The sequence below is a fragment of the Rhodococcus sp. 06-1474-1B genome (genome assembly GCF_002258885.1).
GTDB classification, from domain to species: Bacteria; Actinomycetota; Actinomycetes; order Mycobacteriales; family Mycobacteriaceae; genus Rhodococcoides; species Rhodococcoides fascians.
Map to the genome: position 1 here is coordinate 124229 of NZ_NOYR01000027.1, position 24087 is coordinate 148315.

Here is a 24087-nt window from a genome sequence, read left to right on the forward strand (position 1 = left end):
GTCAGCAGGAGCAACTGTCGAGAAGCTTACGGAGCGAGATCAGTCCTTCTTGTCGAGCGATTCGGGCTTGTGCACTGCGTCCTTTCCGGACTTGTCACTTTCGACGCGGTACTGCGGATCGTCTTTCGAGGCCTTGACCTTGCGGCCGGCGGCTTCGGTCTCGGAGGTGATCTTCTCCTGCACCGTTCCCTCGGTGGTAGTTCCGTGGGTCTGCCATTCGACCTTGTCGCCCTTGTGCAAATCGTCCTTCGACATGTTCCGGTGATCCCTTCGTCGGTGGTCTGTCCATCGACACTTACCCACGAGCGCGTCGGCGCAATCAGCTGGTTCCCAGAGCCGGAGCCAGTGTGGTGAACCAGGCCTCTCGCAACTGGTCCTCGAACAGCGGCCAGGTATGCGCACCTTCGTCGCGCATGGATACCGTCGCCGGAACGTCGGCCCGACGCAAGGCGTCGACGAAGATGGACGTGCAGTAGTTGACCATCGCTTCGACCGCCATGCCGCCGAACGGTGGAACGGCACCGTCGGGAATGCGATCCACGGCGCCGGGCGCACCGCGTGACGAGCTCACGTACACCGCCGTTCCACGAAGTCGTTCGACATTGAGCGACGGGTCGTGGTCTCGCCATCCCTGACTTCCCGGCAACCCCCACATGTTGAACGGGTTGTTGAGTCCGCCGGCGATCATGGCCGAGATGCCTGCGGTGGCAAGCAGATTGGACGGTGCCGGGCATCCACTGAACGACGCGGCGGCGTCGAACACATCCGGGGCCTGGATCGCCAGATCCAGCGCCGGGCCACCGCTCATCGACAGCCCCGCGACGCCGCGCTTGCCCGTCGAGCCGTAAGCGGCGTCCACGGCCGCGGGTAGTTCACGGCTCAGATAGGTCTGCCAGAGGTTGGTCCCCAGCACCGGATCGGTTGTCTGCCAATCGGTGTAGAAGCTGAACCGACCGCCGATCGGTGCGACGACGGTGACGTTCTTGTCGAGAAAGAACTGTTCGACGCCGGAGTTGTTGAGCCAGCCGACCCCGTCCTCGTTGCCGAGGGCACCGTTGAGCAGAACCAGCGTGGGAGCGGGCCCACCTCCGGGCGAGTGCAGCACCTCGTTGGAGATGACCCGATTCATGGACGGAGAGAACACGTTCAGCACCGCGCGCGTTGCCGACACCTGGTGGATTCCGACGGCCCCGACTGCTGCATCGGCCGATCCGGTCGTGCCCGGCAGCGCCTGCGCCGGGTTTCCGGCCAACACTATCGACGCCAGTACGGCCGCCGTCACCACCGCGGTGGATCGAGTCAGCTTCTTTCTTATCTGTCCCACACGCAACATCAGCACCATACGAGGGTTGCACGAATTCCGCTTTCGACCGCTAACGATCCGATTACAAAACCGCCCGGTCCGTTCGCTGTTTCCCGGTAACTCTACGAACCTGCGGTACGAATTCGAGTGGCGCGCAGCGTCAGATGATGCCGCTCGGCCACCGAGGACGCCGACTCGGCCGCCCGCACGAACAGCTCGGCCGCCAACCGGAGATCGCCGGCCTTCTCGTGCAGATGCGCAGCAACCGCGTGGTACCGCGGTACTGCGGAATCGACGGCGGCGAGCGCCGCGAGACCGGCGGCCGGGCCGTCCGCTTCCCCCACCGCGACAGCTCTGTTGAGCCGTACTACCGGACTGTCGGTGATCGCGAGCAACTCGTCGTACCACTCGACGATCTGTACCCAGTCCGTGTCCTCGACCCGTTGTGCATCGGCATGCAGGGCGGCAATGGCGGCTTGTATCTGGAACTCGCCCAGCCGATCCCGAGTGAGCGCCGCCTGCAGAATCCGAACTCCCTCGGCTATCGAGACGGTGTCCCAGCTCGACCGATCCTGCTCGGCCAAGGGAATCAGCCGGCCGTCGGATCCGGTTCTCGCAGCGCGCCGGGCGTGGTGCAACACCATCAACGCCAACAGTCCAGCGGTCTCCGCGTCGTCGGACAGGGTCGCGAGCTGCCTGGTCAACCTGATCGCCTCGGCCGCGAGATCCACGTCCCCGGTATACCCCTCGTTGAACACCAGGTACAGCACCCGCCGAACCGTCGTGAGGTCGCCCGGAGCGTCGAAACGGACGTCGCGCACCGCCCGTTTGGCTCGGCTGATGCGCTGGGCCATGGTTTTCTCCGGCAGCAGATACGCCTGCGCGATCTGCCGCGTCGTCAGACCCCCGACGGCACGCAACGTCAGCGCTACCGCTGCTGCGCGTGTCAGCACCGGGTGCGCGCAGAGGAAGAACAACTGCAGTGTGTCGTCGACGCCGTGGACACTGCCCGGTTCCGGCTCGGCCGCAACCCGGTTCTCTCGATCCCGTCGAGCCTTCTCCGACCGCTGGGAGTCGAGAAACTTGCGCCACGCCACGGTGACGAGCCATCCCTTCGGGTCAGACGGCGCGTCACCCGCCTCTGCCGACGCTCCCCACACCGAGGCCGCCTGCACCAACGCCTCCTGGACGGCGTCCTCGGCCGCGGCGAAATCTGCTCCGCGGTGGACGAGAACGCCGATCACGGACGGAGTCAGCTCCCGCAGCAGGTGGGGGTCCACGGCGACCTATTCAGTCTTCGATCGTGGCAGGGGCCTCCATGAACGGACGCAGCTCCAGCCACTCGTTGATCGGCTCACCACCGGCGCCGGGTGCTGCCGAGAGCTGCCCCGCGAGTTCGAGTGCGCGGTCGTAGGACTCGACGTCGATGACCATCCAACCTGCGATCAAGTCCTTGGTCTCCGCGAACGGACCGTCGGTGACCGGGGGCTTTCCGGCCCCGTCCGACCGCACCCATGTTCCCTCGGGGGCCAGGGCCTGCGCGTCGACGAACTCGCCCGTCTTCTCGAGCTCGGCGGCGAAGTCTTGCATGAACTGGATATGGTCGTGCACTTCGGCCGGAGTCCACCGGTCCATCGGAATCCAGCCGGCAGGCTCGGGGGCCCCGCGGTAATGCTTGAGCATGAGGTACTTGGCCATGATGTCTCCTAGCGTCGGATGCAGTCATTCTTTCTGCATTCGCCCCTGGGACGGAGCCGGTCGGCCGATTTCTACACACTCGACCGAGAAACTTCACCGCATCGTGCGTCCGACCGAGCCGAGCATCTGGGTTGCCTCGACCACGCGTGCTGCCATGGCCGACTCGGCCGGCTTGCCCCACGATCGGGGGTCGTAGGCCTTCTTGTTGCCGTACTCGCCGTCGATCTTGAGAACCTGGTCGTACTTGCCGATCATGTGACCGGCGATGGACCGTGTGAACGCGTACTGGGTGTCGGTGTCGATGTTCATCTTGATCACCCCGCTCGCCACTGCCGACGCGATATCGGCGGCACTCGAGCCCGATCCACCGTGGAAGACGAGATCGAACGGCTTGTCCTTTCCGGTTTCGGCACCGACGACCGACTGGATCTCGTCGAGAATCTCGGGACGTAGATGTACCGAGTCCGGGTTGTAGACACCGTGGACATTGCCGAAGGTCAGCGCCGTCATGTAGCGACCACGCTCGCCTGCACCGAGCGCAGCGATCGTGGCGCGGGCGTCGTCGACGGTGGAGTACAACTGCTCGTTGATCTCGTGAGACACCCCGTCTTCTTCCCCGCCGATCACTCCCACCTCGATCTCGAGAATGGTGTCGGCCTGGACCGACAGATCGAGCAGTTCCCTTGCGATACGCAGGTTCTCGTCGAGCGGCACGGCGGAGCCGTCCCACATGTGTGATTGGTACAGCGGTGCCAGGCCGCGCGAGCGTCGTTCGATCGCGTCGGACAGCAGTGGGCGCACCCAATCGTCGAGGTTCTCTGCGGGGCAGTGATCGGTGTGCAGGGCCACCGAGATCGAATAGTGTTGCGCCACTTCGTGGGCGTACTGCGCGAGCGCCTTGGAGCCGGCGAAGCGGTTCTGCACGGCATTGCCGGACAGGTACAGCGCGGTACCGACCGACACCTGGATGATGCCGTCGCTCTCGGCTTCGGCGAATCCCTGCAGCGCCGCGTTGAGCGTCTGTGAGCTGGTGACGTTGATCGACGGGTACGCGAACCCGCCCTCCTTCGCGCGGTCCAACATGGCGACGTACTGTTCCGGACTGGCAATCGGCATGGGCTGTTCTCTCTTTCGGGTGCGGCTGGTCTTCAGCGTGTTGCTGCAGCGCAGCCGCACGAATTGCGGTGGGTGAACGTAGTCGGTACCGAAATGGACCGCGGCGCGTCGTCACGGCCTTCGATTCGACCGATCAACAGGTCGGCAGCGGTTCTGCCGATGGTCTGCACGTCCTGCGCGGCGGCCGTCAGGCGCGGCTCGAACAGATCGGACCACTCGAAATCGTCGTAGCACACGAACGCCAGGTCGTCGGGAATCGACAAACCAAGGCCGCGAACTGCTTTGAGGGAACCGATGGTCATCGAGTTGTTCATCGACACCAGAGCCGAAGGCCGGTCCGAACCCGTCAGCAGTCGACGTACCTCCGTCTCGGCCACCTCGACGTTGGACCTTCCCTCGAGAATCAACCGAGGGTCGACATCGATTCCCCGGTCGGCGAGCGCCCTGGCATAACCTGCGAAACGCTCTGTGGTCGACGAGATTCCGTCGATGCCGCGGACGATCGCAATTCGCTCGTGACCGGCGTCGAGCAGATGGACCGTCAGCTCGTACGCGGATTGCTCGTTCTCCGGGCCCACCTGATCGCACGGGATATCCAGCATACGGTCGATCAGCACGAGAGGTGTTCCGCTGCGCATGATCTCGGGAATCGTCGACTCCTCCGAGCCGGCCGCAGGCGCAAGGATCATGCCGTCGACCTGACGGTCCAGCAGAGAATCGGTGACGCGCCGCTCCGACGTCGGCTCGTCGTGCGAGTCACCGAGAATCAACACGTAGCCGGCCTCCGACAACCGCTGCTCGACGGCATAGACGAGGCTGCCGAAGTACGGATTGGTCAGCGCCGCGATCGACAGTCCCACCGTGTGGGTTCGACCGGCCGCGAGAGAACGCGCCACGACGTTACGCCGGTATCCGATCTCGACGATGGCAGCGTCGACGCGTTGCCGGGTCGCCGGGTTGACCTTACGAGTTCCGTTGAGCACGTGCGAGACCGTCGACACCGACACTCCGGCGATCCGAGCGACGTCGTCCATGGTGGGCATGTCAGTCGTCTCCGTGGGTATCGGACGCCGGCGGTCTCATGTCAATCGCAGGATTCGATCGGCGCGCTGGGCGGTCGACCCGATGAGCTCGGCGTTGCGTTCGTCCGAACCCAATGCCCAGAACTGCGCTTCCTCGGGTGATTTCCCGTACGCCTCGTGCCGCGCGACGAGACGCTCGTGCCGAACGGCCGTGTGCGGAGCCAGGAACCACACCTCGTCGATCATCTCCCGTGCAGCAGGCCATGCGTCGGATTGCATCAGCAGGTAGTTGCCCTCGGTGATCACCAGCGGAACGTCCGACGGGACCGGTACGGCGGACCCGATCGATTCCTCGATCTCTCGCCTGAACTTCGGTGCGTACACCAGCGGATCGCCGGGGCGTTGATCGTGAATCGCGGCGACGAGACGCGCATAGCCGCCGTCGTCGAAGGTATCGTGTGCGCCCTTGCGATCGAGCCGGCCCAGTTCGATCAACACCTCGTTGGCCAGGTGGAATCCGTCCATCGGAACCAGCACCGAAAGCTCGGGGCCCAGTGCATCCACCAACTGCTGTGCCACGGTGGACTTTCCGGCACCCGGTGCACCGGTCAGGCCGAGTATGTGCCGCTCTCCCGGCACGGCGAGCCGCCCGGCCAGCTCCACGAGTTCGTCGAGGGATGCTTCCTGCACCTGTCGGTCATTGCTCACTGTTGTCGCTTTCGAGTACGTGGGTGGGAAGTTCGCGTAGCCACGCTCTGGGGCCGATGACCGAACAGCGCAGCGCCGCAACGCGAGCCGACCGTCGGATACGTTCCTGCACGGAGCCGAACTGCGTCGAGTAGTACGCGTACGCGCCGTGGAAGACGTCGCCGGCTCCCAGTGTATCGACCACGGTGACCGCCTCGACGGCCACGGAGCCGGAGTTGCCCTCGGACCAGAATTCGACGGGCTCTCCGCCGTGGGTGGTGACGACCGTGCGTACGCCCGAGCGCACCAACGTCGCTGCGGTGGCAGCTGTGTCCGACGCTCCGGGCGTGCGAAAGTCCGCCGAGCACACCATGTCCGTGACGAACGGAATCAGCTCGCTCATCACGGGTTTCCAGCGTCCGGCGTCGACGACCGACGTGGTATCCCGCGCCGCCGCATGTTCCACGGCGGCGCGGGCGATCAGGGGGTGGTGGCCGTCGACGAGTACGACGTCGGCACCGGCGAGCACGGCATCGAGATCGTTCGGCGGCGCGGCGTCGGAGTGCACGGCGTCGGCCGAGACGACCGACCGGTCTCCCGTCGACTCGATCACCGTCACGGCCGAGACGGGTACTGCTCTCACGGTGCCCGCGATCGAGTCGACCACGCGCACACCGCATTCCGCAAGCTCTGCCTTGACCAAGGCAGCCACCGGATCGTCCCCGAGCGCAGTGACGAGAACGGCCGTACCACCCAGTGCGGCGAACGTGACGGCGGCGTTGGCGGCAGGACCGCCGGCCGCAACGAACTGCGCGTTCGACGTGATCTTCTGGTTCGACGCCGGCGGCGACGACACTCGATGAATCACATCGAGTGTCGCCAGCCCGACGAAAACGCCGACCGGGCGAGACACATCAGAGGCCGGCGCGTTCCTCATCGGTCGGCTCCTCCGCGCCGGTCATGAGCGCGACGACCTCGGACATGGTGCGCTTCTTCGGATCCACGACGCCTGCGCGTTTGCCGAGGCGGTGGATGTGGATGCGGTCGGCGACCTCGAACACGTGCGGCATGTCGTGACTGATGAGCACCACGGGTATCCCACGGTCGCGAATCGTTCGGATCAGGTCGATCACCATGCCCGATTCCCGCACGCCCAGAGCTGCGGTCGGCTCGTCCATGATGATCACCCCGCGGCCGAATGCCGCTGCTCGAGCCACTGCGACGCCCTGACGCTGCCCACCGGACAACGTCTCGACGGCCTGGTTGACCGACTTGATCCCGATCTTGAGGTCCTGCAGATGCTTCGACGACTCGTCGCGCATTCTCGGCATGTCCAATCGCCGAAAGATGCTGCCGCTGATGCCTTTGCGCTTGATCTCGCGTCCGAGGTAGACATTCGAGGCGATATCGAGCGCAGGAATGACGGCCAGGTCCTGATAGACCGTCTCGATCCCGGCCGCCCGGGCATCGCGGGTGTTCTTGAACGACACCGGCGAGCCGTTCATCAGGATCTCTCCCGAATCCGGAATGACAGCTCCGGCCAAAGCCTTGATGAGACTTGACTTTCCGGCACCGTTGTCGCCGATCACTGCCAGTACCTCACCGGCCCGCAGCTCGAAATCCGCGCCGTTGATGGCCGTCACGCTGCCGTAGGTCTTGACCAGACCACGTGCTTCCAGAGCGAGGGGGGCAGTCACTGTGACCTCCTGCGTGCGAATTGATCGACGGCCACCGCGACGATGACGAGAATGCCGGTCGCGACGTTCTGGTACAGGCTGTCGACGCCGGCCTGGGTGAGCCCGTTGCGCAGCACCCCGACGATCAGAGTTCCGATGAGAGTCCCGATGACGGTGCCGCGGCCACCGAACAGGCTGGTTCCACCGATGACGACCGCGGTGATCGTTTCGAGGTTGGCGTTCTGATAGGCGTTCGGGTCGGCATTGGGGATTCGTCCGAGCGCTGCCCATGCCGCGATCGCGGCGATGACACCGGTGACAATGTAGACCGAGAACAGCACGCGACCGGACTTGATGCCGGAGCGGTCCGAGGCCTGCGGGCTACCACCCACCGCGTATATGTGTCTGCCCCAGGATGTTTGGGACAGTGCGTACCACATCACGGCGTACACGAGCAGCATCACCACCACGCCGTAGGTGGTGGAAAAACTGCCGATTTTGAACGACGTCCCCAGCAGTGTCAGCGGCCCGCTCGGCACCTGGTAGGTCTCGGAGCCGGCCAGCAACCTGGTGGCTGCCTGGATCGCGGTGAACGTGCCGAGTGTGACGATGAACGGCGGCAGTCGCAGCATCGTCACCAACCCGCCGTTGATCGCGCCGAATGCGACACAGACGGCAAGCGTCGAGCCGAGCGCCACCACCGGGCCGTTGGCACCAGCGGTCTGCGCCATGACGATGGTGCCCATCACGGCCACCGCGCCGATCGACAGATCGATACCGGAGGTGAGGATGATGAGCGTCTGGCCGACGGCCAGAATGCCGACCACCACGGACTGCTGCAGAATCAGAGAAACGTTCTGCGGGTTGAGAAACGAGCTCGAAATCGAGCTGAACACGATGATGGCGATGACGAGCGCGGCCATGGGCCCGAGCAGCGGTTCACGCAGGATGGTTCCCACGTTGAACCGGCTCGGAGCCTTGGGAGGCGCGGCGGTATCGGTGCTCACGAATCAGTTCCTGGTCCTCGACGGATTTCTGCGATCAGCCCCAGCAATTCGCTTCGCCCCATGCGGTGTCCTGGGATTCGATTCCGGCAACAGGCTTGTCGGTGACCAGCTGAGAACCGGTGTCGTTGAAGCCACTGGGCTTGGTGCCGTCCTGGGCGAACTTGACCACAGCGTCGACGCCCTGCTCGGCCATCTTCGCCGGGAACTGCAGCACCGTCGCACCGATGATGCCGGACTTGACGTTCGCGATACCGGTGCAGCTACCGTCGATCGAGCCGATGGTGATCTGATCGGCGCGGCCTGCGGACTGAATCGCCTGGTAGGCACCCGCCGCGGCGGGCTCGTTGATCGTGTAGAGCGCATTGACACCCGGAGCGCGCTGCAGCAGGTTCTCCATGGCCGTCTGCGCCTTGGTCTGGTCGCCGTTGGTGTTCTCCTGGCCGACGATCTCGGGAGAGCTGTCGGTCAAGCCCATTCCTTCGAGGAAGCCGTCGTGACGGAACGTGTCGACGGTGCCGCCCGCGGTGCCGTCGAGCATGATGACCTGGGGTGCAGTGGTTCCCAACGTGCCCTTGACCCATTCGCCCTGGCTGACGCCTGCCGCCTTGTTGTCGGTGGCGAACGTCGCGTCCACTGCGTCCTCGGGGTCGGTGGCCGTGTCGAGGGCGATGACGACGACGCCTGCGTCGCGTGCCTTCTTGATCGCGTCGAGGACTCCGGTGGAGGAGTTCGGGGTGATCAGAATGCCTTTGACACCCTGGCCGACCAAGTTCTCGATCGCCGCGACCTGACCCTCGTTGTCACCGTCGAATGCACCTGCGAGAGCGACCAATTCGGCTCCACTGGAGTCCGCCTTGGCCTGAGCTGCCTCACGAAGCTTCACGAAGTACGGATTGGAATCCGTCTTGGTGATGAGTCCGACCTTGACGCTGTCCGAATCCGAACCGCTGCATGCAGTCAGTCCGAGTACGAGGGAACCGGCCATCAACGCGGTTCCGATCGTCAGCGTGGTCTTCCGACGGTGATTGAACATCTGGACTCCCTTGTCCTCGCTCCGCAGGTCGCGTCGCTCGATTGCAGGAGCGTACGACCAATACAAGCGCTTGCGCATGCGCTTTCGCGAAATAATTCCGAAAACTTTTCCGACCGGCCGGCGTCAGCTCGTCACCACGCCGCTCAGCCCCAGTTCCCGCAAACGCGCGCGCGTTTGCCATCCGCGCGCTGAATAGTGCCCGATCGCCCCGCTATTCCGCGCGCATCCAACGAATGCGCGCGCGTTTGCCCACGCCGAATCGGTCTCCTCGCGTGCTCGACGAGTCCTCGTCCACCACGGAATTCGGCTCGTCGTACGTGACGGTGATGTCTTGGAATCCCTTGTTACGCTGCGCTTCTGCTTGGCCGGTGTAGGAGTTCTTGTCACCCTCGGTGAGTTCGACGTTGTCGGTGAACGGCGTCAGCAGAGCCCGGGGATGCAGGTGGTCTACGCGCACGGCGTTGATCTCGATGCACAGCACGATCAGCACCGACGCGACGTACAGGAAACCGAGCAGACCGAGGACGATGGCGAAGATGCCGTTGCTTGCACTCGCGTTGCCCACGACGTAGCGGATGTAGATGCCGCCGAACGACTGCAGCGCCTGCCAGACGACGGCCGCGATCGCCGCACCGGGGAGTACGTCGCGCACGCTCAGGTCCCGCGCGGTGCCGATTCGGAAGGCCGCGGTGAAGACGGCGGCGTTGACCACCACCGCTCCGACGAGTGCGAGCGCACCACCGGCGAACCCGAACACGCCCGAGGACGCGACGCCGTTCAGCACCGTCAGTCCGATGATCGCCGTGCCGACAGTGCTGAGCAGCAACAATCCGCGCAGCCGACCCTTGATGGGGTCCGGTTGCTCGTTGCGCGGCACCGACCACGCGGTGTTCATCGCGTACTGCACGGCCAGCGACACTCCGAGTCCGCCGTACAGCGACCCGACGACGCCGATGACGATGGCCGTGGTTCCGCCACTGAGGCGGTCCGGTTGACCGAGCTGGTCACCGATGACCGGGATCTGACTCATCGCCGAGTCGATGATGCGGGTCTGCAGCTCCGGGTCTCCGGCCAGCACGATTCCCAGCAGCGTGGTGAACAGCAGCAGAAGGGGAAACAGCGACAGGAACGAGTAGTAGGCGATCAATGCCGCGAGGTAACCGCCCCGGTCGTCCATGAATTTGTAGAGCACCGCCAGCGGGAAACCTGCCGAGGGGTGCCTACGCTGGAAGTTGTCCACCTTCGCGACCATCATCGGTCGAATGTAGCCAGCGACGAGCCTGCGGAAACGTCGACGCTCCGGCTTTCGGTGTGACCCAGCTCTCACGATCTGGACGTGCGCTTCGTCGGTCGAGTTCCGACCAACCCTTCGAGAACAACCCGAACCGAGAAAGGAACTCGCCATGAGCTTCATCGACAAGGCCAAGAACGCAGCAGAGGACGCCATCGGCAAGGCGAAGGAAGTTGTCGGCGACGCAACCAACAACAAGGACCTCGAGGCCGAGGGCAAGAAGGATCAGGGTTCGGCCGGCGTCAAGAAGGTCGGCGAGAACATCAAGGACACCTTCAAGTAGGACGCGGTGCCCCGGAAGGGTCGTCGATCGAATGATCGGCGGCCCTTCGTGCATCCCGCGACGATGCGCGGAGATACTCACCGGACCACCGCATCGCGAACCGTATAAAATCCATTGATCCGGCCTCGAGGTCGGGACAGGGCGTCCAGAAGCAGGCGCACGATCGAGGATCTCGCCGACGCGACGACGTCGACGGTCCACCGCGCGAGAGGATCGTGTGAATGACTGATTCACCGGCCGAGCAAGACACGTCTCGAACGTCCGAAGCACTGTCGCTCGCGCAGTTCGCTCGATCGCTGCGCGACACTCATCGGTCGATGCCGCAGACGTTGAGTGAGATTCTCCGAATGGCGATTCGGCTCATACCGGGCGCAACCACCGGATGCATCACCACGGTGAACAAGGGTGAGCGCACAGTCGTCGCGTCGACGGACCTGATCGCCGAGAAGCTGTGTCGGTTGCAGTACGAACTCGACGAAGGTCCGATTCCCACCGAGGTCCGACACCTCGACGTCGTCGTGTCCTACGATCTGGCAACCGAACCGCGATGGCCGCAGTTCGCTGCGATGGCCATCGAGGCCGGTTTCAAGTCGCTCTCGGCCTTTCAGCTCTACAGCAACGCCGATGACCTCGGGGCCCTGGTGTTGTACAGCGACGTCACCGGAGCGTTCGACGCCGATGCGGTAGCGATCGGGGAGGCCTTGTCTGCGCATGCTGCCATCGCAATGCTCAGTGCCCGCGACACCGAGCAATTCCGGACCGGCTTGGCCAGCCGGGACATCATCGGCCAGGCAAAAGGCATGATCATGGAACGCTACGACCTCGACGCGGTACAGGCGTTCGACCTACTGGCGAAACTGTCGCAGCAACAGAACCTTCCCTTGCACACCGTTGCCCGCAACCTGGTCGACGCCGACCACCCCACGAACTCGACGTTCTGACCCTTCCGCGGTCACAGCCCTGGCTCCGGCTGGCAGTGCGGACACCACCATGTTCGACGTCGATCGGGGTCGTTCGGCACGTCGGCCTCGACACGAATGACGGTCGCGCACCGCAGACACGGTTTACCGGCCCGACCGGCAACCCAGTGGGTCCGGCCGCGACGAGTGTCGCCGGTGGTGACCTGCATGGCCCCGGGGGTGCTCGCCGAATGCCGCATCGCCCGCTCGAGCAGAGTCACCAATTTCTCCGCGTCGACGCCTGCCGACGGAGCCCAGGGCCACAGTCCATGCAGAAAACACAGCTCGTTCGCCCATAGATTCCCGGGTCCCGCGATGACCCGCTGGTCCAGGAGGGTAGAGACGATCGGCCGAGACCCCTGCGCGAGGATGTTCGATGCCGCACGATCGGTGTCGAACTCGGCGTGTAATGGGTCCGGTCCCAGATGCGCGACCAGCGCATTCATCGAGGCCTTGTACCCGTAGTCGACGACCGGCAACAGGATTCCGTACGCGGTCGGCCCGTCCACCGCGGCCAGCCGCACGCGGACGTCGGGCTGCACCCGCCGCGGTATCGAGCGGCCGGCTCGCACCACCGTCCACGATCCCGTCATGCGGAGGTGGGTGTGCAGCGTGGTGTCGTCGTCGAAATCGGTGAACAGATGCTTACCGTGCGTCCGGTGCGCGACGACGGTTCGCCCGGCGAGATTCTCGACGGCGTGTGCGGGCACGTTCAGTCGCCCTGCCCGTAGCGTGACGCCGTCCAAGGCTTGCCGCAATCGTGCGGCGAGCGCGTGGACGGTGTCACCTTCGGGCATGGACTCCGAGTATCCCGAGGACGGCACAACCAATCGGGCGAGCTGATGCTCCGACGGGGCTGAACCTCCGGACGTCCCCGAACTCGTAGCAGATTGCTACACTCGATCAGGCCACACCGAGAGCAGGAGCGCCCATGACGAACGTCGCCGATCGCGTCACACGTTTCTCGTCGGACCTCGTCGATGACGCCGCCGCAGAGGGCGAGCGCGAGAATCGCTCTGCCAGGCAACAATTGGAGCACTGGGCAAGAGTAGGCCGTGAGGTGTCGAGCCAGCGGGCGGTCGCACGCCGCCGCGTCGAGTCCGCACTCCTCGGTCGCACGCCCCTTGCCGAACTCACACCCGAGGAGGGTGTCGTGTTCAATGCCGAGGTTGCCGCAGCCATCGAGGAGTCGATGGCTACCGGACATCATCTCGAAGAACGCACCGCACAGGGACGCGTGTCGGTATTCCTCGACGAGCACGGACGGGTCGTCAAGCATCTTCCGGACGGTACGCAGACAGTGCTGTGAAACGCCTCGATCTCGTCATCGGCCCCAATGGATCCGGCAAAACGACGTTCGTCGAGCAGCGCCTGCTTGCACTCCTCCCGCTCAGCGCCTTCGTCAACGCGGATGTCATCGCCAAGCAGAACTGGCCGCGATCCTCGGAGGCACACTCCTACGAGGCAGCGAAGGTGGCCGCTCAGCTTCGCACTGCACTCGTGGACGCCGGCGAATCGTTCATCGCCGAGACTGTGTTCTCACATCCCTCGAAACTCGAATTCGCTACCGCCGCAAAACAAGCAGGCTATGTGATCGTGGTCCACGCGATCATGGTTCCGGTCGAACTGTCGATTGCCCGCGTCGCAGTGCGGGTCGAGGAGGGTGGGCACCACGTACCCGAGGTCAAGATCCGAGAGAGGTACGCGAGACTGTGGCCACTGGTCGCGAAGGCCATCGAACTGGCCGACCACGCGACCGTGTACGACAACTCGGCCCCCGACAGGACCCGCATCGCCGCGCGATACGTCGACGGCGACGTCGTCGGCGATACCCACTGGCCGCCTTGGACACCGGCGGCGCTCACGCGCCGCCGGTGAGAGTCGGACTTTTCGTCAGTGCGCGGGCCGCCTGACGTATCCGACCATGAAGTCGACCGCCAGGAAGGCGACCAGGCTCAGCCCCAACAAGGGCAGGAACCAGCCGACGGCCACGGCAGCCGTGGCGAGGAGCACCGCGGAGATCGGCGAGATGCGGCGCAGTCCCCCACGCAGAGGCGGCCGGCCTGCGGTGAGTCCAGCGCTCTTCGTGGGGCGACGCTTCCACCACATCATGTAGCCGCGCACGATGACCGATGCCAAGGCGAGTGAAAGCCCAACCAGGGCAATCTGATTGGCCACGCCGAACAGGGTCCCCATGTGCAACTGAATTCCCCAGGCCGCCAGCTTGGCTGCCACCGGCCAATCGGCGAAGTATTGGGTGTCGATCACCGCGCCGGTGCTGCCGTCGATCGAGATCGAGTTGTTCGACATCACCCAGGGCTGACGGGTTTCGGCGACGACGAACGCCACGTCGTCCGACGCCGGGATCGACGCCTCCGCCGCTCCGTCGATGCCGTTCGCTGCGGCAGTATCGAGCACCGAATCGATGCGGCCGACATTGCTGTCTGTCGCCGACGCATCGGCCGACATGTCCATCGAATGCCCACCGTGGCCCGAGTGATCCCCCGAGTGATCCCCCATGGTCGCCGCGTCGGAGGAACCGATGGTCGTGGCGACGGCAGGGGTCGTCCAGCTCAATGCCGCACGGAGGTCGGTGACGTTCGCGCCCGCGTAGGTGGACCACGTGAGTCCGGTGGCGGAGAGGAAGATCAGACCTACAGCGATCCAGACACCGGCTACGCCATGCCAGTTCAAGGATCGGTTGCGGCCCTTCGATTCACGATCGAAGGTGAGCAGTGTCGCCCGGTCTCGGTTGCGTCGGTAGCGATCGATCCACAGGTACAGGCCGCCGAGCGCGATCACCCACAACCAGGATGCGGCCAGTTCGCTGTAGATCCGGCCCGGTTCACCGAGGTGCAGGTGTCGGTGCAGTTCCGAGATCCACGTTCTGGCCGGCAAGGCGCTCGAGGAGCCGTAGACGGCAAGTTCACCCACCGGTGACGCCGTGGCGGGATCGACGAAGACGGCCAGTCGTCGCGATTCGCCGAGGGTCGGGTCGGTGAACAGCACTCGGGTGGTGTCGCCGACTTCGGCGGCGGGTCGCACGGCCGACACGGTCAGATCCGGCCTCTCGGCCTGAGCGGCTCGGATCTGTTGGGCGACCGGGACAGCCGGTCCGGTGGAGTCGACGTGCAGATAGTCGCGGTAGACGAGTTGTTCGATGGTCGGGGCGACGGCGTAGAGGCCGCCGCTGACGGTGGCGATCAGGATGAACGGTGCGATGAGTATGCCCGCGTAGAAGTGCAGACGAAGAATCAGCGGACGCCAGCTGCGCGGGCCGGACGGACGGGTGGGCGGGGGAGGATCGGCGACGCGTTCCTTTTCCGGTGTGGACATGAGAGCTCGTTTCGTGAAGGCAGGGGTGGGCGCGCGCCGTGGGCACGGGTCGACTCGATGTCGAGCGAATCGTGCTGTGCGCGTGAAGAAATTGCCGCAGCTCTGCTCGCCCCCGCGGTGCAGGAGCGGTAGGTGGGAGGCTGCGGTCAGTACGACGCGGCAGGCGGTCCGCGGTTCCCGGAGCCCGAGAGATCGAGGAGCCGGTGGACGCCGGGTGTGCGATACAGCGGAAGCGGGGCGGCACTCTGCGAGTCGTCGACGACGAGAATTGCCAGTATCGGGAGTATTCGACGAACAACGGTGGCTGCGTGCGAGATCCCACGCTCGGCCCCGTGCACGATCACCGCGCCGACGACGATCGCGATCGCGTGGGCCGCAAGCATCTGCTGCGTCAGCACCGAACCGTGGTGATCGCCGTCGACGATCGTCAGCAGCACGTGTCCGATTGGCTGCGCAGCGGCCAGCGTCGCCATCAGCTGCAGGCGAGGCGCGATGACGATCGGCACTGCGCCTGCGGCGTAACCGAGTCCCGCGCACACCAGTGCCAACAGGACGATCGCGGCGTCGGAGGGGAACATACCTCCGCCGAATGCGTGCGCGGTGGCGGTGATCGTTGCCGTCAGAGCGCCGACGGCAGACCCGCGCAGGGCTGCGGATCCGTCCGGGGTCGCGGGCACGAACAGCAGACTACTACCCGTTTCGGCAGAGGCACTGGCGTCTCGCCTATGTCGCATGGTTTGTGCGCGAAAACCGATCCAGCGGTCTTTTTCAGGTCCGTTATGGTGATCGCGAGTATCACGCCACGTTCAGAGAGGATTGCCGTGCCGGACAGTTCGGATGTGGCTCAGGCCCGTGTGTTCGCCCACATGCTCGCGGCCGAAATTGCGTCGACATCGAGCCGAATCGAGGTCTCCGAGAACTACGCCCACAAGGCCTTCCGGGTGGGCGACCCCCGCAGCGCGAAGTGGCACACCGACGAGGCCCGCGCTCAGAAGCAGGCGCTGTACGAATTGCACCGCCAACTGGACGCACTGCACAGCCGCTTCCAGATCTCGAAGGGTGAACCCGAACCCGTGTGCTGACGTCCGGCTCGGTGTGTGAGGGCGCCTGGTCCGGGGTACCGCGACAAGATGGTTTTCGACAAGACAGACAACGGCTCGGGGGCCGAAAGCGAAGGACAACGAACGATCACGATCGGGTTGGTGGCCGACGAGGGATTCGCGTCGACGATAGCGGCCGCCATCGAACAGGAACTTCCGCCCACCATCACGATCGACGGAACCGATGCCCGACTGGACACGGCCCGGCCCGCAGTCACGCTGCCTCCCACCGAGGCAGGTTCTGCGCCGTTGGGTCAGTGGCTGGAGGCCATTCAGGCCACCAACACATTCGACCTGGTGCTCTGCATCTCCGAGGTTCCGCGACGCGTCGGGGCCAGCCCCGTCGTCGCCGAATTGCGTGACGGTTCGACCGGTGCGTTGTACGTACCCTCGTTCGGCACCATAGGAGTACGGCGTCGCGCTGTGGCGGTGGCCATCGCCATCGTGCACGATCTCCTCCGCAGCGATACTGCCTCGCGGCCACACCTGCGACGGTCGATGTCCAAGTGGGCTCCGGGCCCCGACCCCGACGGTGGCGGCGAGCGAATCCTGCTCACTCCCGGCATGTTCGGCCGAACACGCATGATCATGGGCATGATTCGCTGCAATCGGCCGTGGCGTCTCGTCCCCGCACTGTCGAGCGTGCTCGCGGCCGCGAGCGCCGCATCGGCGTTCGGTGTGTTCTACGCGAGCATCTGGCAGATGGCGGCCTCGATGACACCTGCCCGGCTCACACTGATCGGCGTCGCCGCCATCGTGGCCATCACGGTGTGGCTGATCTTTCCGCACGGCCTCTGGGAGCACCGACGGTTCCGCTCCTCGACCACCGATCGCTGGATATACAACTCTGCCACTCTCGGCACCGTCGTGGCCGGCGTGCTGTGTATGTATGCCGTTCTCTTCGCGGTCGTGTTGCTCTCTGCTGCCGTGGTGATCTCGCCCGAGTTTCTCACCGCTCAGATCGGGCGAGAAGCAAACACGGCGGACTACCTGTCACTGGCCTGGTTGGCGGCGTCGTTGGGCACGGTCGCCGGAGCAGTGGGCTCGTCGGTGTCCGATCGCAGCGACATCCTCAACGCTACGTACGGCCACCGAGAAATGCTCCGGCGCCAGCACAGCGCAGAACGGTCCCGCACCGACGACGCCGGTGCGGCTCAGCCCGCGGCTCGGTCCCAGGCCCAATGACCCAGGGCCGCGACGGCGGCGGTCAGCGCGGCACCGAGCAACACCGGTATCGCGATATCCACCCGAAGTAGCAGCGCACCGATGACGGCACCGACGAACAGCACGAGGATCGCCCAGAGCCGCCGGTTGAACAGCCGACCGGGGCCCTGGCCGACGAACGACTCGCCGGCGAGCGAGGTGATGGTCGACGTGACGACGACGGTCGTCATGTCCTTGACCGCGAGGAAGCGCGCAGCGAGCGCCTGAGCGCCCATGTCGACTGCGATGACACTGGCGATCGCGATACCGAGCGGCGAGTTGCCCTGCACGTCGACCACCAGCAGCGTGACGCCTGCTGCGAGAAGTGCCAGCGTTCCCACTGCGAAGATCGCGATGACCCGAATGTTCCATCCCGGCGCAGCCGAGCGAAGCGTCACCCCAGCCAGCGCGGCACCGAGCACGAAGGCGAACAGCGCTACCAGCGGGCCGACGATCGGGAGTCCGTCCTCACCTGCCACCCCCATACCGAGGATGACGATGTTGCCGGTCATGTTTCCGGTGAAGATGCGGTCGAGCCCGAGGTAGCCGACGGCGTCGAGCATGCCGGTCACCATCGTCAGCACCATCATCGACCACAATCGGAGATGACCGTTCACGGCCTTGTCGATGCGTTGCCCCACGCTGGGGCTTTCGGAATGTTCTTCGGCCGATACCGACTCGTCGACACTCATGCGGTCACCCACACGCCGCCGTCACTACGTGGGTCCGCGCCGGCACCGAGCGTTCCGTCGGCTGAAACCCTGGCCACCATGGAATGACCTGCGTTACTGTCCAATTCGGTGCCATGCTTGACGGTGAACACCGTCTGCGAGATCTGTTCGACGGCGGAGTCCTCCAATGTCGGCTCGACCAGTACCGAACCGTTGGGTGTGCCGGCTTCCAATCCGCCGACGATGAATCGGGGCGCGGAGACGGTCTGCTGCGGATCGAATCCACGCAGCGCCCGCAGGATCAACTGGGTGTGAATCTGCGACTGCGCTTTGCCTCCCATGGTCGAGTGGGCGGACACCGCTCCGTCCGCCCAGTCCACGATTACCGGAACGAGCGTGTGCGCGGGCCGCTTTCCGGACTCGACGCGATTGGGCGACGCGGCATCGAGAGTGAAGAACGCAGCTCGGTTGTGCAGCACGAGTCCGGTGTCGGGCTCGAGAATCTGCGCTCCGAACGAGTGAAAGACGGACTGTATCAACGACACTGCTGTGCCGTCCTTCGCTACGACGGCGATTCCGACGGTGTCACCGCCCGGACGCGGAGACGCGGTCGATGTCTGACGTTCGGCTCCTGCCACCCGGGCTGCCGCCGCCTCGTGAATTGCCGCGAAGCCGGCCGGGGTCAGCTGATCGTGGATATCCACAGTGGCACAGCGTGGGTCGGCGAGGTAGGTATCACGATGCTCGTCGGAATCGTAGAAGATCTCGGCCAATACCCCGGCGTCGACATCCCCCGCAGACGCACTCCCGGACAAGGCGGCACCGAGAGATCGAATCAGCGTGTAGCCCTGCGAGTTCGGTGGTGCCGTGGCCACCGAGAATCCGTCGAATTCGCGCACCAGAGGTTCTTCGACGATCGGACGATGACGTTCGAGATCCTCTCTCGATACCGGCACGTCGAGTTTCTTCAGTCCGGCGGCGAATCGGTCGGCCGTGTGACCGCGATAGAACGAACCGAGGCCGTCGGTCGCCAGGTCCGTCAGGGTCCGGGCCAACTCGGGCTGCACGACGAGGTGCCCGACGGGGATCGGCTGACCATCGACGAAGAATTTCGCGCGCAAGCCTGGATCGGTGATCAGTGCGTCACGGTCGAGCTCGATCATCTCGACGAGTCCGGGGCTGGCCGGAAACCCCTCTGTGGCAAGCGAAATTGCTGGTGCCAGTACGTTGCGTAACGGCAGCGAGCCACCGGCGTCGAGCAGAGCCGCCCACCCGGACACTGCACCCGGAACGGACACCGTCAGCGGACCGTTGATCGGCATGGTCTCGATCGTCTCGAACAGTTGGTCCACGGATGCGGCCGAACCGTATGCTCCCGATGCGTTGACACAGGTGGTGCTGCCGTCGCTCGTTCGCAGCAACGCGATGACGTCACCGCCCACACTGCACATGTGCGGGTAGACCACGGTGAGGGCCGCAGCTGCAGCGACCGCTGCATCGACGGCGTTGCCACCGGCTTCGACGATCGTGCGGGCAGCGTCGACGGCCGCGGTGTGCGGCGCGGCGATTGCCACGCCGGGTGCCGGTTGCGACTGTTCGGGCATGAATATCTCCTCGAGTGCGGCCGATCCGAGAGCAGGATCGGTCGGGGCATGTTCTGGGTTCGTCCGAAAGTGTTGCGTTGGAGCAGTGTCACGTCATGGAAGTGTCACGTCAGAGCGCTCGTGCGATGAGCGTGCGATAGGCACCGTACAGCACCGCCGCGGCGACGATCGACGCCGCCGCCGTCGCACCGAAGAACGTCAGTTCGGTTGTTGCAGAGTATTTCTGAGCGAGCAAGCCGGCCAGCGTCGATCCTCCTGCCATCGTGAGGAAGTACAGCGACGTCATCCCGGCCTTGTGCGATGCGGGTGCGAGCTGCGCCGTGGCCGACAGGACGGACGGTACGACGGCTATCTCGCCGGCACCGAACAGCAACATCGCAACGAGAACCAGCACAACGGAATTCGTCGCCCCTGATGTGCCCGCCATTGCCGCGAACATGGCCATCGCCACCGCCAGCAGGCCGATTCCCACGACGATTTTCGTTCCGGGACTGGGCTGCCGGCTGCCCATCCGCGTCCAGACGACGGCATAGATCGGAGCGATGACAGTGGCGAAGAGACCTTCCAACGTGATCACGGTTGCCGCAGGGATCGTCAACGAGCCGACCGTCAGATCGACGCGGGTGTCCATGTACACCGCCAGGGTGGTGAACAACTGGAACAGCAACGTCCAGAACAGCAAGCTACTGAGGAACACCGGAATGTAGGCGAGCACTCGTCGATGCTCGGTGGCGTCGACTTTCTTCGAGGACAACAGCATTGCGAAGTAGGCGATGCTGGCGATCACGATGATCGCGGTCAGCACGGTTCCCAGATTGTCGAGATTCAGGAGGCCGCTGACGGCCGCGGCAACGATGACCAGGGTGACCGATCCGGCGAGAGCTGCGGCCGCGGCCCGACGCGAGCGCGGAAGCGGATTGGGTACCGTTCGGGTGGCCTCGGGCAGATGCTTGTACCCGACCACGTACTGGGCCAGGCCGATCAGCATGCCCACTGCCGCCGCGCCGAAGGCGATGTGGAAACCGGCCGAGCTCTGCAGGGCACCGGTGAGCAGCGGGCCGAGGAATGCACCGAGCGATATACCCATGTAGTACAGCGAGTATCCCGAGTCGCGTTTGGGATCATCGTTCGCATAGAGCATCCCGACCATCGCGGTGACGTTGACCTTGAGTCCGCCGGTGCCGATGACGATCAACAACAGTCCTGCGCCCATACCCACAGTCGTCGTGACCAGAGCGAGCACCACGTGGCCGAGGATGATGGAGATGGCGGAGTAGAGAACAACTGTTCGCGGCGCGACGAGCCGGTCCGCGACCCACGCTCCGACCATCTGCGCGATATAGACTGCGCCGCCGTAGGATCCGGCGATACCGACTGCCACTCCGACGTCGAGTCCGAGCCCGCCGTCGACGAGCGAGTAGTACAGGTAATACGCGAGGATCACCTGTAGGCCGTAGAAGCTGAATCGCTCCCACAACTCCGTGCCGGCCAGCGTCACGAGCCCACGCGGCTGATCACGGAACGTCGAGCCGATCGAGCCGTGATCTCCGCTCGCGTTCGGCTTGTGGAGTGTTCCGTCCGTTGTCATGCTGGTCCACCTCTGGGGTCCATGGGAATCAGTGGTTCAGGAGAATGAGTGACCGTTGTCACGATGTCTTGATCTAAAACTGGTAGGACCAGACCGTCAAGGTGAAGAGTGGGATATTTACACGTCAACGGATCTTTACTGGGGAAACAGAGTGAATCTGGTATTTTGGTAGGACCAGTTCGTAACCTGCGGGGACGGGGCTTTCCATGACAGCGTGGTCCGAGATAGACGTCGAAGCGGCGTCGGTCCCCGAGCTGCTCAGCGCCAGGATCGCGCAGCTGATCGACAGCGGTCGCGTCGAAGCGGGATCGAAGCTGCCCAGCGAACGCGCCCTGGTGACGATGCTCGGAGCGTCGCGAATCTCGATCCGCCATGCACTTCAGGATCTCGAATTGCGGGGTTATCTGACGCGCAGGCCCCGCGCCGGCCGCATCGTCGCACCACTGGAGATGCGCGCTCTGGCCGAAGGAAGCATCTTCGGAAGCATGAGCAGTGACCAACGCACCGTTCGCGAGGTGATGGATCTACGCACGGTCGTCGAACCACCCATTGCCGAGCGTGCCGCCGTCCGCCACCGCACGTCCGAGTTACATGCCTTACGCACTCCACTCGAAACGTCCGAGCGAGAGCTCGTAAATCGGCCGCCGTCTCTGCAGGTGATGCAACTCTGCGACGTGCAGTTCCATCTCGCGATCGCCGGCCTTGCCCACAACTCCATGCTCACCAGGCTCGTGACCGAGACCAACGAGTGGATGGCACCGTCGAGGCAGGCGAGTTTTCAGACCGAGCAGCGGATGCAACGCTCCGTCGATGCCCACCGCAGCATCTATCACGCTATTGCAGAACGTGATCCGGTTCGCGCCCGGAAGGCGATGCACGATCACCTTGCCGACGTGCTCGAGGCGATCACACCGCTCGCGCACTGACTTCCAGCGCCGAGCGCACCAGCCTGTTATCCGAAACGGTGCGCGAGAATGCGCTCGATTGGCCACTTCGTCGTGTGCGGATCGGGTGGATTCCGGACAGAATCGAGGTGCTATCGGCCCCGGGCCGATCGACCGCGAACAAAGGAGCTCGACAGTGCCCACCCTCGACCGTGACGTCGCTATCGTCGGGGCCGGCCCTTCCGGCCTGGCCGCAGCAACCGAGCTCCGCAAAGCAGGATTGTCCGTCGCCGTACTGGAAGCGCGCGACCGCGTCGGAGGACGTACCTGGACGAATACCATCGACGGTGCGAGCCTCGAAATCGGCGGTCAGTGGGTCTCACCCGATCAGGAATCTCTCATCGCGCTGATCGGTGAGCTCGGCCTCGAGACGTTCGACCGATACCGCGAGGGCGAGTCCGTCTACATCTCCGCCGCGGGCGAGCGGACCCGCTACTCGGGTGACTCGTTCCCCGTCGACGAGACCACCGAGAAAGAGATGGACCGACTCGTAACACTGCTCGACGACTTGGCCGCCCAGGTCGGCCCCGAGGAACCGTGGGCGCACCCGCTGGCGCGTGAACTGGACACGATCTCGTTCGAGCAGTGGCTGATTCGTGAGTCCGACGATGCCGAGGCACGAGGAAACATCGGCATGTTCATCGCCGGTGGCATGCTCACCAAACCTGCGCACGCGTTCTCGGCACTGCAAGCAGTCTTGATGGCCGCATCGGCGGGATCGTTCTCGCACTTGGTGGACGAGAACTTCATCCTCGACAAGCGCGTCGTCGGTGGCATGCAGCAGGTGTCGATCCGTATGGCGGCCGCCCTCGGCGACGACGTCATCCTCGACGCGCCGGTGCGAACGGTGCGGTGGAACTCCGACGGCGCAACAGTATTCGCCGACGGTGACATCGAGGTACACGCCAAGCGGGTCGTTCTCGCCGTTCCACCGAACCTGTATTCGCGCATCTCCTACGACCCGCCGCTCCCGCGTCGCCAGCACCAGATGCACCAGCATCAGTCCCTCGGACTGGTGATCAAGGTCCATGCCGTCTACGACACCCCGTTCTGGCGCGAGGACGGGCTGTCGGGAACCGGCTTCGGTGCCTCAGAGATCGTGCAGGAGGTGTACGACAACACCAACCATCAGGACAGCCGCGGAACACTGGTCGGCTTCGTGTCCGACGCCAAGGCAGACGCGATGTTCGAGCTCGACGAGCAGGAGCGCCGCGCGAAGATCCTCGAATCGATCGCACATTACCTGGGGCCCAAGGCAACCGAGCCGGTCGTCTACTACGAGTCGGACTGGGGTTCGGAAGAATGGACCCGTGGTGCGTACGCGGCCAGCTTCGATCTGGGGGGTCTGCACCGCTACGGCAAGGACAGCCGCACTCCCGTCGGCCCGATTCACTTCTCCTGCTCCGACATCGCCGCGGAGGGCTACCAACACGTCGACGGCGCAATCCGCATGGGTCACCGCACCGCCGCGGACATCGTCTCGAGAATCGTTTCCTGACACCCGATCTTCGATCGCACACCGCAGACCCACACCTAGCACCGAGGACACACATGCGCACTGTCACA

At 64.6% G+C, this 24087-nt stretch carries 26 protein-coding genes; 8 read left to right on the forward strand and 18 right to left on the reverse strand.

The window, feature by feature from the left end:
- Positions 1–39: 39 nt before the first annotated feature.
- From CH266_RS15785 to CH266_RS15840, 12 genes are all read right to left on the reverse strand, one after another.
- Positions 40–255 carry a DUF2945 domain-containing protein gene (locus CH266_RS15785; RefSeq protein ID WP_027495736.1) on the reverse strand — a complete coding sequence of 72 codons (216 nt, stop codon included), beginning with the start codon at positions 253–255 and terminating at the stop codon, positions 40–42.
- A 64-nt stretch (positions 256–319) separates the two neighbouring features.
- Positions 320–1333, reverse strand: coding sequence for an alpha/beta hydrolase (locus tag CH266_RS15790; protein WP_255175936.1), 1014 nt, complete (start codon positions 1331–1333; stop codon positions 320–322).
- A 92-nt stretch (positions 1334–1425) separates the two neighbouring features.
- Positions 1426–2583, reverse strand: coding sequence for an RNA polymerase sigma factor (locus CH266_RS15795; RefSeq protein ID WP_032381580.1), 1158 nt, complete (start codon positions 2581–2583; stop codon positions 1426–1428).
- Positions 2584–2593: 10 nt separating this feature from the next.
- A complete protein-coding gene (locus tag CH266_RS15800) occupies positions 2594–3001 on the reverse strand; it encodes a YciI family protein (protein WP_032381579.1) in 408 nt (135 codons plus the stop codon).
- Between the two features lie 93 nt (positions 3002–3094).
- A complete protein-coding gene (gene fbaA / locus CH266_RS15805; protein ID WP_032367298.1) occupies positions 3095–4117 on the reverse strand; it encodes a class II fructose-bisphosphate aldolase in 1023 nt (340 codons plus the stop codon).
- A 32-nt stretch (positions 4118–4149) separates the two neighbouring features.
- Positions 4150–5160, reverse strand: a complete 1011-nt coding sequence (locus CH266_RS15810; protein ID WP_032381578.1) for a LacI family DNA-binding transcriptional regulator — start codon at positions 5158–5160, stop codon at positions 4150–4152.
- A 36-nt stretch (positions 5161–5196) separates the two neighbouring features.
- Positions 5197–5847, reverse strand: coding sequence for a nucleoside/nucleotide kinase family protein (locus CH266_RS15815; RefSeq protein ID WP_032366808.1), 651 nt, complete (start codon positions 5845–5847; stop codon positions 5197–5199).
- Positions 5837–6763: a PfkB family carbohydrate kinase gene (locus CH266_RS15820; protein WP_032381577.1), complete on the reverse strand. Its 927-nt coding sequence runs from the start codon at positions 6761–6763 to the stop codon at positions 5837–5839. The genes CH266_RS15815 and CH266_RS15820 overlap by 11 nt, the downstream gene beginning before the upstream one ends.
- Positions 6741–7523 (reverse strand): ATP-binding cassette domain-containing protein, encoded by a 783-nt coding sequence (locus CH266_RS15825; protein ID WP_027495729.1) that lies wholly within the window; start codon positions 7521–7523, stop codon positions 6741–6743. The genes CH266_RS15820 and CH266_RS15825 overlap by 23 nt, the downstream gene beginning before the upstream one ends.
- Positions 7520–8509 carry an ABC transporter permease gene (locus tag CH266_RS15830; protein WP_027495728.1) on the reverse strand — a complete coding sequence of 330 codons (990 nt, stop codon included), beginning with the start codon at positions 8507–8509 and terminating at the stop codon, positions 7520–7522. Before CH266_RS15830 ends, CH266_RS15825 begins: the two co-directional genes overlap by 4 nt.
- 34 nt (positions 8510–8543) lie before the next feature.
- On the reverse strand, positions 8544–9542 hold the full coding sequence (locus CH266_RS15835) for a substrate-binding domain-containing protein (protein WP_027495727.1): 999 nt from the start codon (positions 9540–9542) through the stop codon (positions 8544–8546).
- A gap of 211 nt (positions 9543–9753) precedes the next feature.
- Positions 9754–10794, reverse strand: a complete 1041-nt coding sequence (locus tag CH266_RS15840) for a YihY/virulence factor BrkB family protein (protein WP_255175943.1) — start codon at positions 10792–10794, stop codon at positions 9754–9756.
- Between the two features lie 151 nt (positions 10795–10945).
- On the opposite strand from CH266_RS15840, the gene CH266_RS15845 reads away from it, so the two are divergent.
- On the forward strand, positions 10946–11116 hold the full coding sequence (locus CH266_RS15845) for a CsbD family protein (protein WP_027495724.1): 171 nt from the start codon (positions 10946–10948) through the stop codon (positions 11114–11116).
- A 221-nt stretch (positions 11117–11337) separates the two neighbouring features.
- Positions 11338–12057 (forward strand): GAF and ANTAR domain-containing protein, encoded by a 720-nt coding sequence (locus CH266_RS15850; protein WP_032369136.1) that lies wholly within the window; start codon positions 11338–11340, stop codon positions 12055–12057.
- A gap of 11 nt (positions 12058–12068) precedes the next feature.
- On the opposite strand, the gene CH266_RS15855 is transcribed toward CH266_RS15850, so the two are convergent.
- Positions 12069–12872 (reverse strand): DNA-formamidopyrimidine glycosylase family protein, encoded by an 804-nt coding sequence (locus CH266_RS15855; protein ID WP_032369137.1) that lies wholly within the window; start codon positions 12870–12872, stop codon positions 12069–12071.
- Positions 12873–13006: 134 nt separating this feature from the next.
- On the opposite strand from CH266_RS15855, the gene CH266_RS15860 reads away from it, so the two are divergent.
- Together CH266_RS15860 and CH266_RS15865 are read left to right on the forward strand one after the other, a co-directional pair.
- Positions 13007–13384, forward strand: a complete 378-nt coding sequence (locus CH266_RS15860) for a TA system antitoxin ParD family protein (protein WP_032369138.1) — start codon at positions 13007–13009, stop codon at positions 13382–13384.
- Positions 13381–13953 (forward strand): zeta toxin family protein, encoded by a 573-nt coding sequence (locus tag CH266_RS15865; protein WP_032369139.1) that lies wholly within the window; start codon positions 13381–13383, stop codon positions 13951–13953. Before CH266_RS15860 ends, CH266_RS15865 begins: the two co-directional genes overlap by 4 nt.
- A 15-nt stretch (positions 13954–13968) precedes the next feature.
- Here the strand turns inward: CH266_RS15865 and CH266_RS15870 are convergent, their stop codons facing one another.
- Positions 13969–15411 (reverse strand): PepSY-associated TM helix domain-containing protein, encoded by a 1443-nt coding sequence (locus tag CH266_RS15870; protein ID WP_032369140.1) that lies wholly within the window; start codon positions 15409–15411, stop codon positions 13969–13971.
- A 146-nt stretch (positions 15412–15557) separates the two neighbouring features.
- Positions 15558–16088: a hypothetical protein gene (locus tag CH266_RS15875; RefSeq protein WP_052068684.1), complete on the reverse strand. Its 531-nt coding sequence runs from the start codon at positions 16086–16088 to the stop codon at positions 15558–15560.
- A gap of 144 nt (positions 16089–16232) precedes the next feature.
- Here CH266_RS15875 and CH266_RS15880 point away from each other — a divergent pair, with 144 nt between their 5' ends.
- Together CH266_RS15880 and CH266_RS15885 are read left to right on the forward strand one after the other, a co-directional pair.
- Positions 16233–16493, forward strand: a complete 261-nt coding sequence (locus CH266_RS15880; RefSeq protein WP_141214541.1) for a hypothetical protein — start codon at positions 16233–16235, stop codon at positions 16491–16493.
- Positions 16494–16541: 48 nt separating this feature from the next.
- On the forward strand, positions 16542–17696 hold the full coding sequence (locus CH266_RS15885) for a hypothetical protein (RefSeq protein ID WP_080729090.1): 1155 nt from the start codon (positions 16542–16544) through the stop codon (positions 17694–17696).
- On the opposite strand, the gene CH266_RS15890 is transcribed toward CH266_RS15885, so the two are convergent.
- The 3 genes from CH266_RS15890 to CH266_RS15900 all read right to left on the reverse strand — a co-directional run bounded on the left by CH266_RS15890 (position 17666) and on the right by CH266_RS15900 (position 21577).
- Positions 17666–18406 (reverse strand): YoaK family protein, encoded by a 741-nt coding sequence (locus CH266_RS15890; RefSeq protein ID WP_230592887.1) that lies wholly within the window; start codon positions 18404–18406, stop codon positions 17666–17668. The two genes, CH266_RS15885 and CH266_RS15890, sit on opposite strands and share 31 nt — an antisense overlap.
- The gene (locus tag CH266_RS15895; protein WP_032369141.1) at positions 18403–19989 is read right to left on the reverse strand and encodes a gamma-glutamyltransferase family protein; all 1587 of its coding nucleotides are present in this window, start codon (positions 19987–19989) and stop codon (positions 18403–18405) included. The genes CH266_RS15890 and CH266_RS15895 overlap by 4 nt, the downstream gene beginning before the upstream one ends.
- A gap of 109 nt (positions 19990–20098) precedes the next feature.
- On the reverse strand, positions 20099–21577 hold the full coding sequence (locus CH266_RS15900; protein WP_052066510.1) for a peptide MFS transporter: 1479 nt from the start codon (positions 21575–21577) through the stop codon (positions 20099–20101).
- 206 nt (positions 21578–21783) lie between these two features.
- Between CH266_RS15900 and CH266_RS15905 the strand changes: the two genes are divergently transcribed.
- Positions 21784–22503: a FadR/GntR family transcriptional regulator gene (locus CH266_RS15905; protein ID WP_032369142.1), complete on the forward strand. Its 720-nt coding sequence runs from the start codon at positions 21784–21786 to the stop codon at positions 22501–22503.
- 154 nt (positions 22504–22657) lie between these two features.
- On the forward strand, positions 22658–24019 hold the full coding sequence (locus tag CH266_RS15910) for a flavin monoamine oxidase family protein (protein WP_032369236.1): 1362 nt from the start codon (positions 22658–22660) through the stop codon (positions 24017–24019).
- Positions 24020–24087 lie beyond the last annotated feature (68 nt).

What these genes read in the sequence shown, in the direction of transcription:
- CH266_RS15900 (WP_052066510.1), bottom strand. Translation starts at nt 21,577, where the DNA reads ATGACAACGGACGGAACACTCCACAAGCCGAACGCGAGCGGAGATCAC.
- CH266_RS15890 (WP_230592887.1), bottom strand. Translation starts at nt 18,406, where the DNA reads ATGAGTGTCGACGAGTCGGTATCGGCCGAAGAACATTCCGAAAGCCCC.
- CH266_RS15870 (WP_032369140.1), bottom strand. Translation starts at nt 15,411, where the DNA reads ATGTCCACACCGGAAAAGGAACGCGTCGCCGATCCTCCCCCGCCCACC.
- CH266_RS15840 (WP_255175943.1), bottom strand. Translation starts at nt 10,794, where the DNA reads ATGGTCGCGAAGGTGGACAACTTCCAGCGTAGGCACCCCTCGGCAGGT.
- CH266_RS15895 (WP_032369141.1), bottom strand. Translation starts at nt 19,989, where the DNA reads ATGCCCGAACAGTCGCAACCGGCACCCGGCGTGGCAATCGCCGCGCCG.
- CH266_RS15860 (WP_032369138.1), top strand. Translation starts at nt 13,007, where the DNA reads ATGACGAACGTCGCCGATCGCGTCACACGTTTCTCGTCGGACCTCGTC.
- fbaA (WP_032367298.1), bottom strand. Translation starts at nt 4,117, where the DNA reads ATGCCGATTGCCAGTCCGGAACAGTACGTCGCCATGTTGGACCGCGCG.
- CH266_RS15835 (WP_027495727.1), bottom strand. Translation starts at nt 9,542, where the DNA reads ATGTTCAATCACCGTCGGAAGACCACGCTGACGATCGGAACCGCGTTG.
- CH266_RS15850 (WP_032369136.1), top strand. Translation starts at nt 11,338, where the DNA reads ATGACTGATTCACCGGCCGAGCAAGACACGTCTCGAACGTCCGAAGCA.
- CH266_RS15820 (WP_032381577.1), bottom strand. Translation starts at nt 6,763, where the DNA reads ATGAGGAACGCGCCGGCCTCTGATGTGTCTCGCCCGGTCGGCGTTTTC.
- CH266_RS15905 (WP_032369142.1), top strand. Translation starts at nt 21,784, where the DNA reads ATGACAGCGTGGTCCGAGATAGACGTCGAAGCGGCGTCGGTCCCCGAG.
- CH266_RS15855 (WP_032369137.1), bottom strand. Translation starts at nt 12,872, where the DNA reads ATGCCCGAAGGTGACACCGTCCACGCGCTCGCCGCACGATTGCGGCAA.
- CH266_RS15845 (WP_027495724.1), top strand. Translation starts at nt 10,946, where the DNA reads ATGAGCTTCATCGACAAGGCCAAGAACGCAGCAGAGGACGCCATCGGC.
- CH266_RS15785 (WP_027495736.1), bottom strand. Translation starts at nt 255, where the DNA reads ATGTCGAAGGACGATTTGCACAAGGGCGACAAGGTCGAATGGCAGACC.
- CH266_RS15790 (WP_255175936.1), bottom strand. Translation starts at nt 1,333, where the DNA reads ATGTTGCGTGTGGGACAGATAAGAAAGAAGCTGACTCGATCCACCGCG.
- CH266_RS15885 (WP_080729090.1), top strand. Translation starts at nt 16,542, where the DNA reads ATGGTTTTCGACAAGACAGACAACGGCTCGGGGGCCGAAAGCGAAGGA.
- CH266_RS15810 (WP_032381578.1), bottom strand. Translation starts at nt 5,160, where the DNA reads ATGCCCACCATGGACGACGTCGCTCGGATCGCCGGAGTGTCGGTGTCG.
- CH266_RS15800 (WP_032381579.1), bottom strand. Translation starts at nt 3,001, where the DNA reads ATGGCCAAGTACCTCATGCTCAAGCATTACCGCGGGGCCCCCGAGCCT.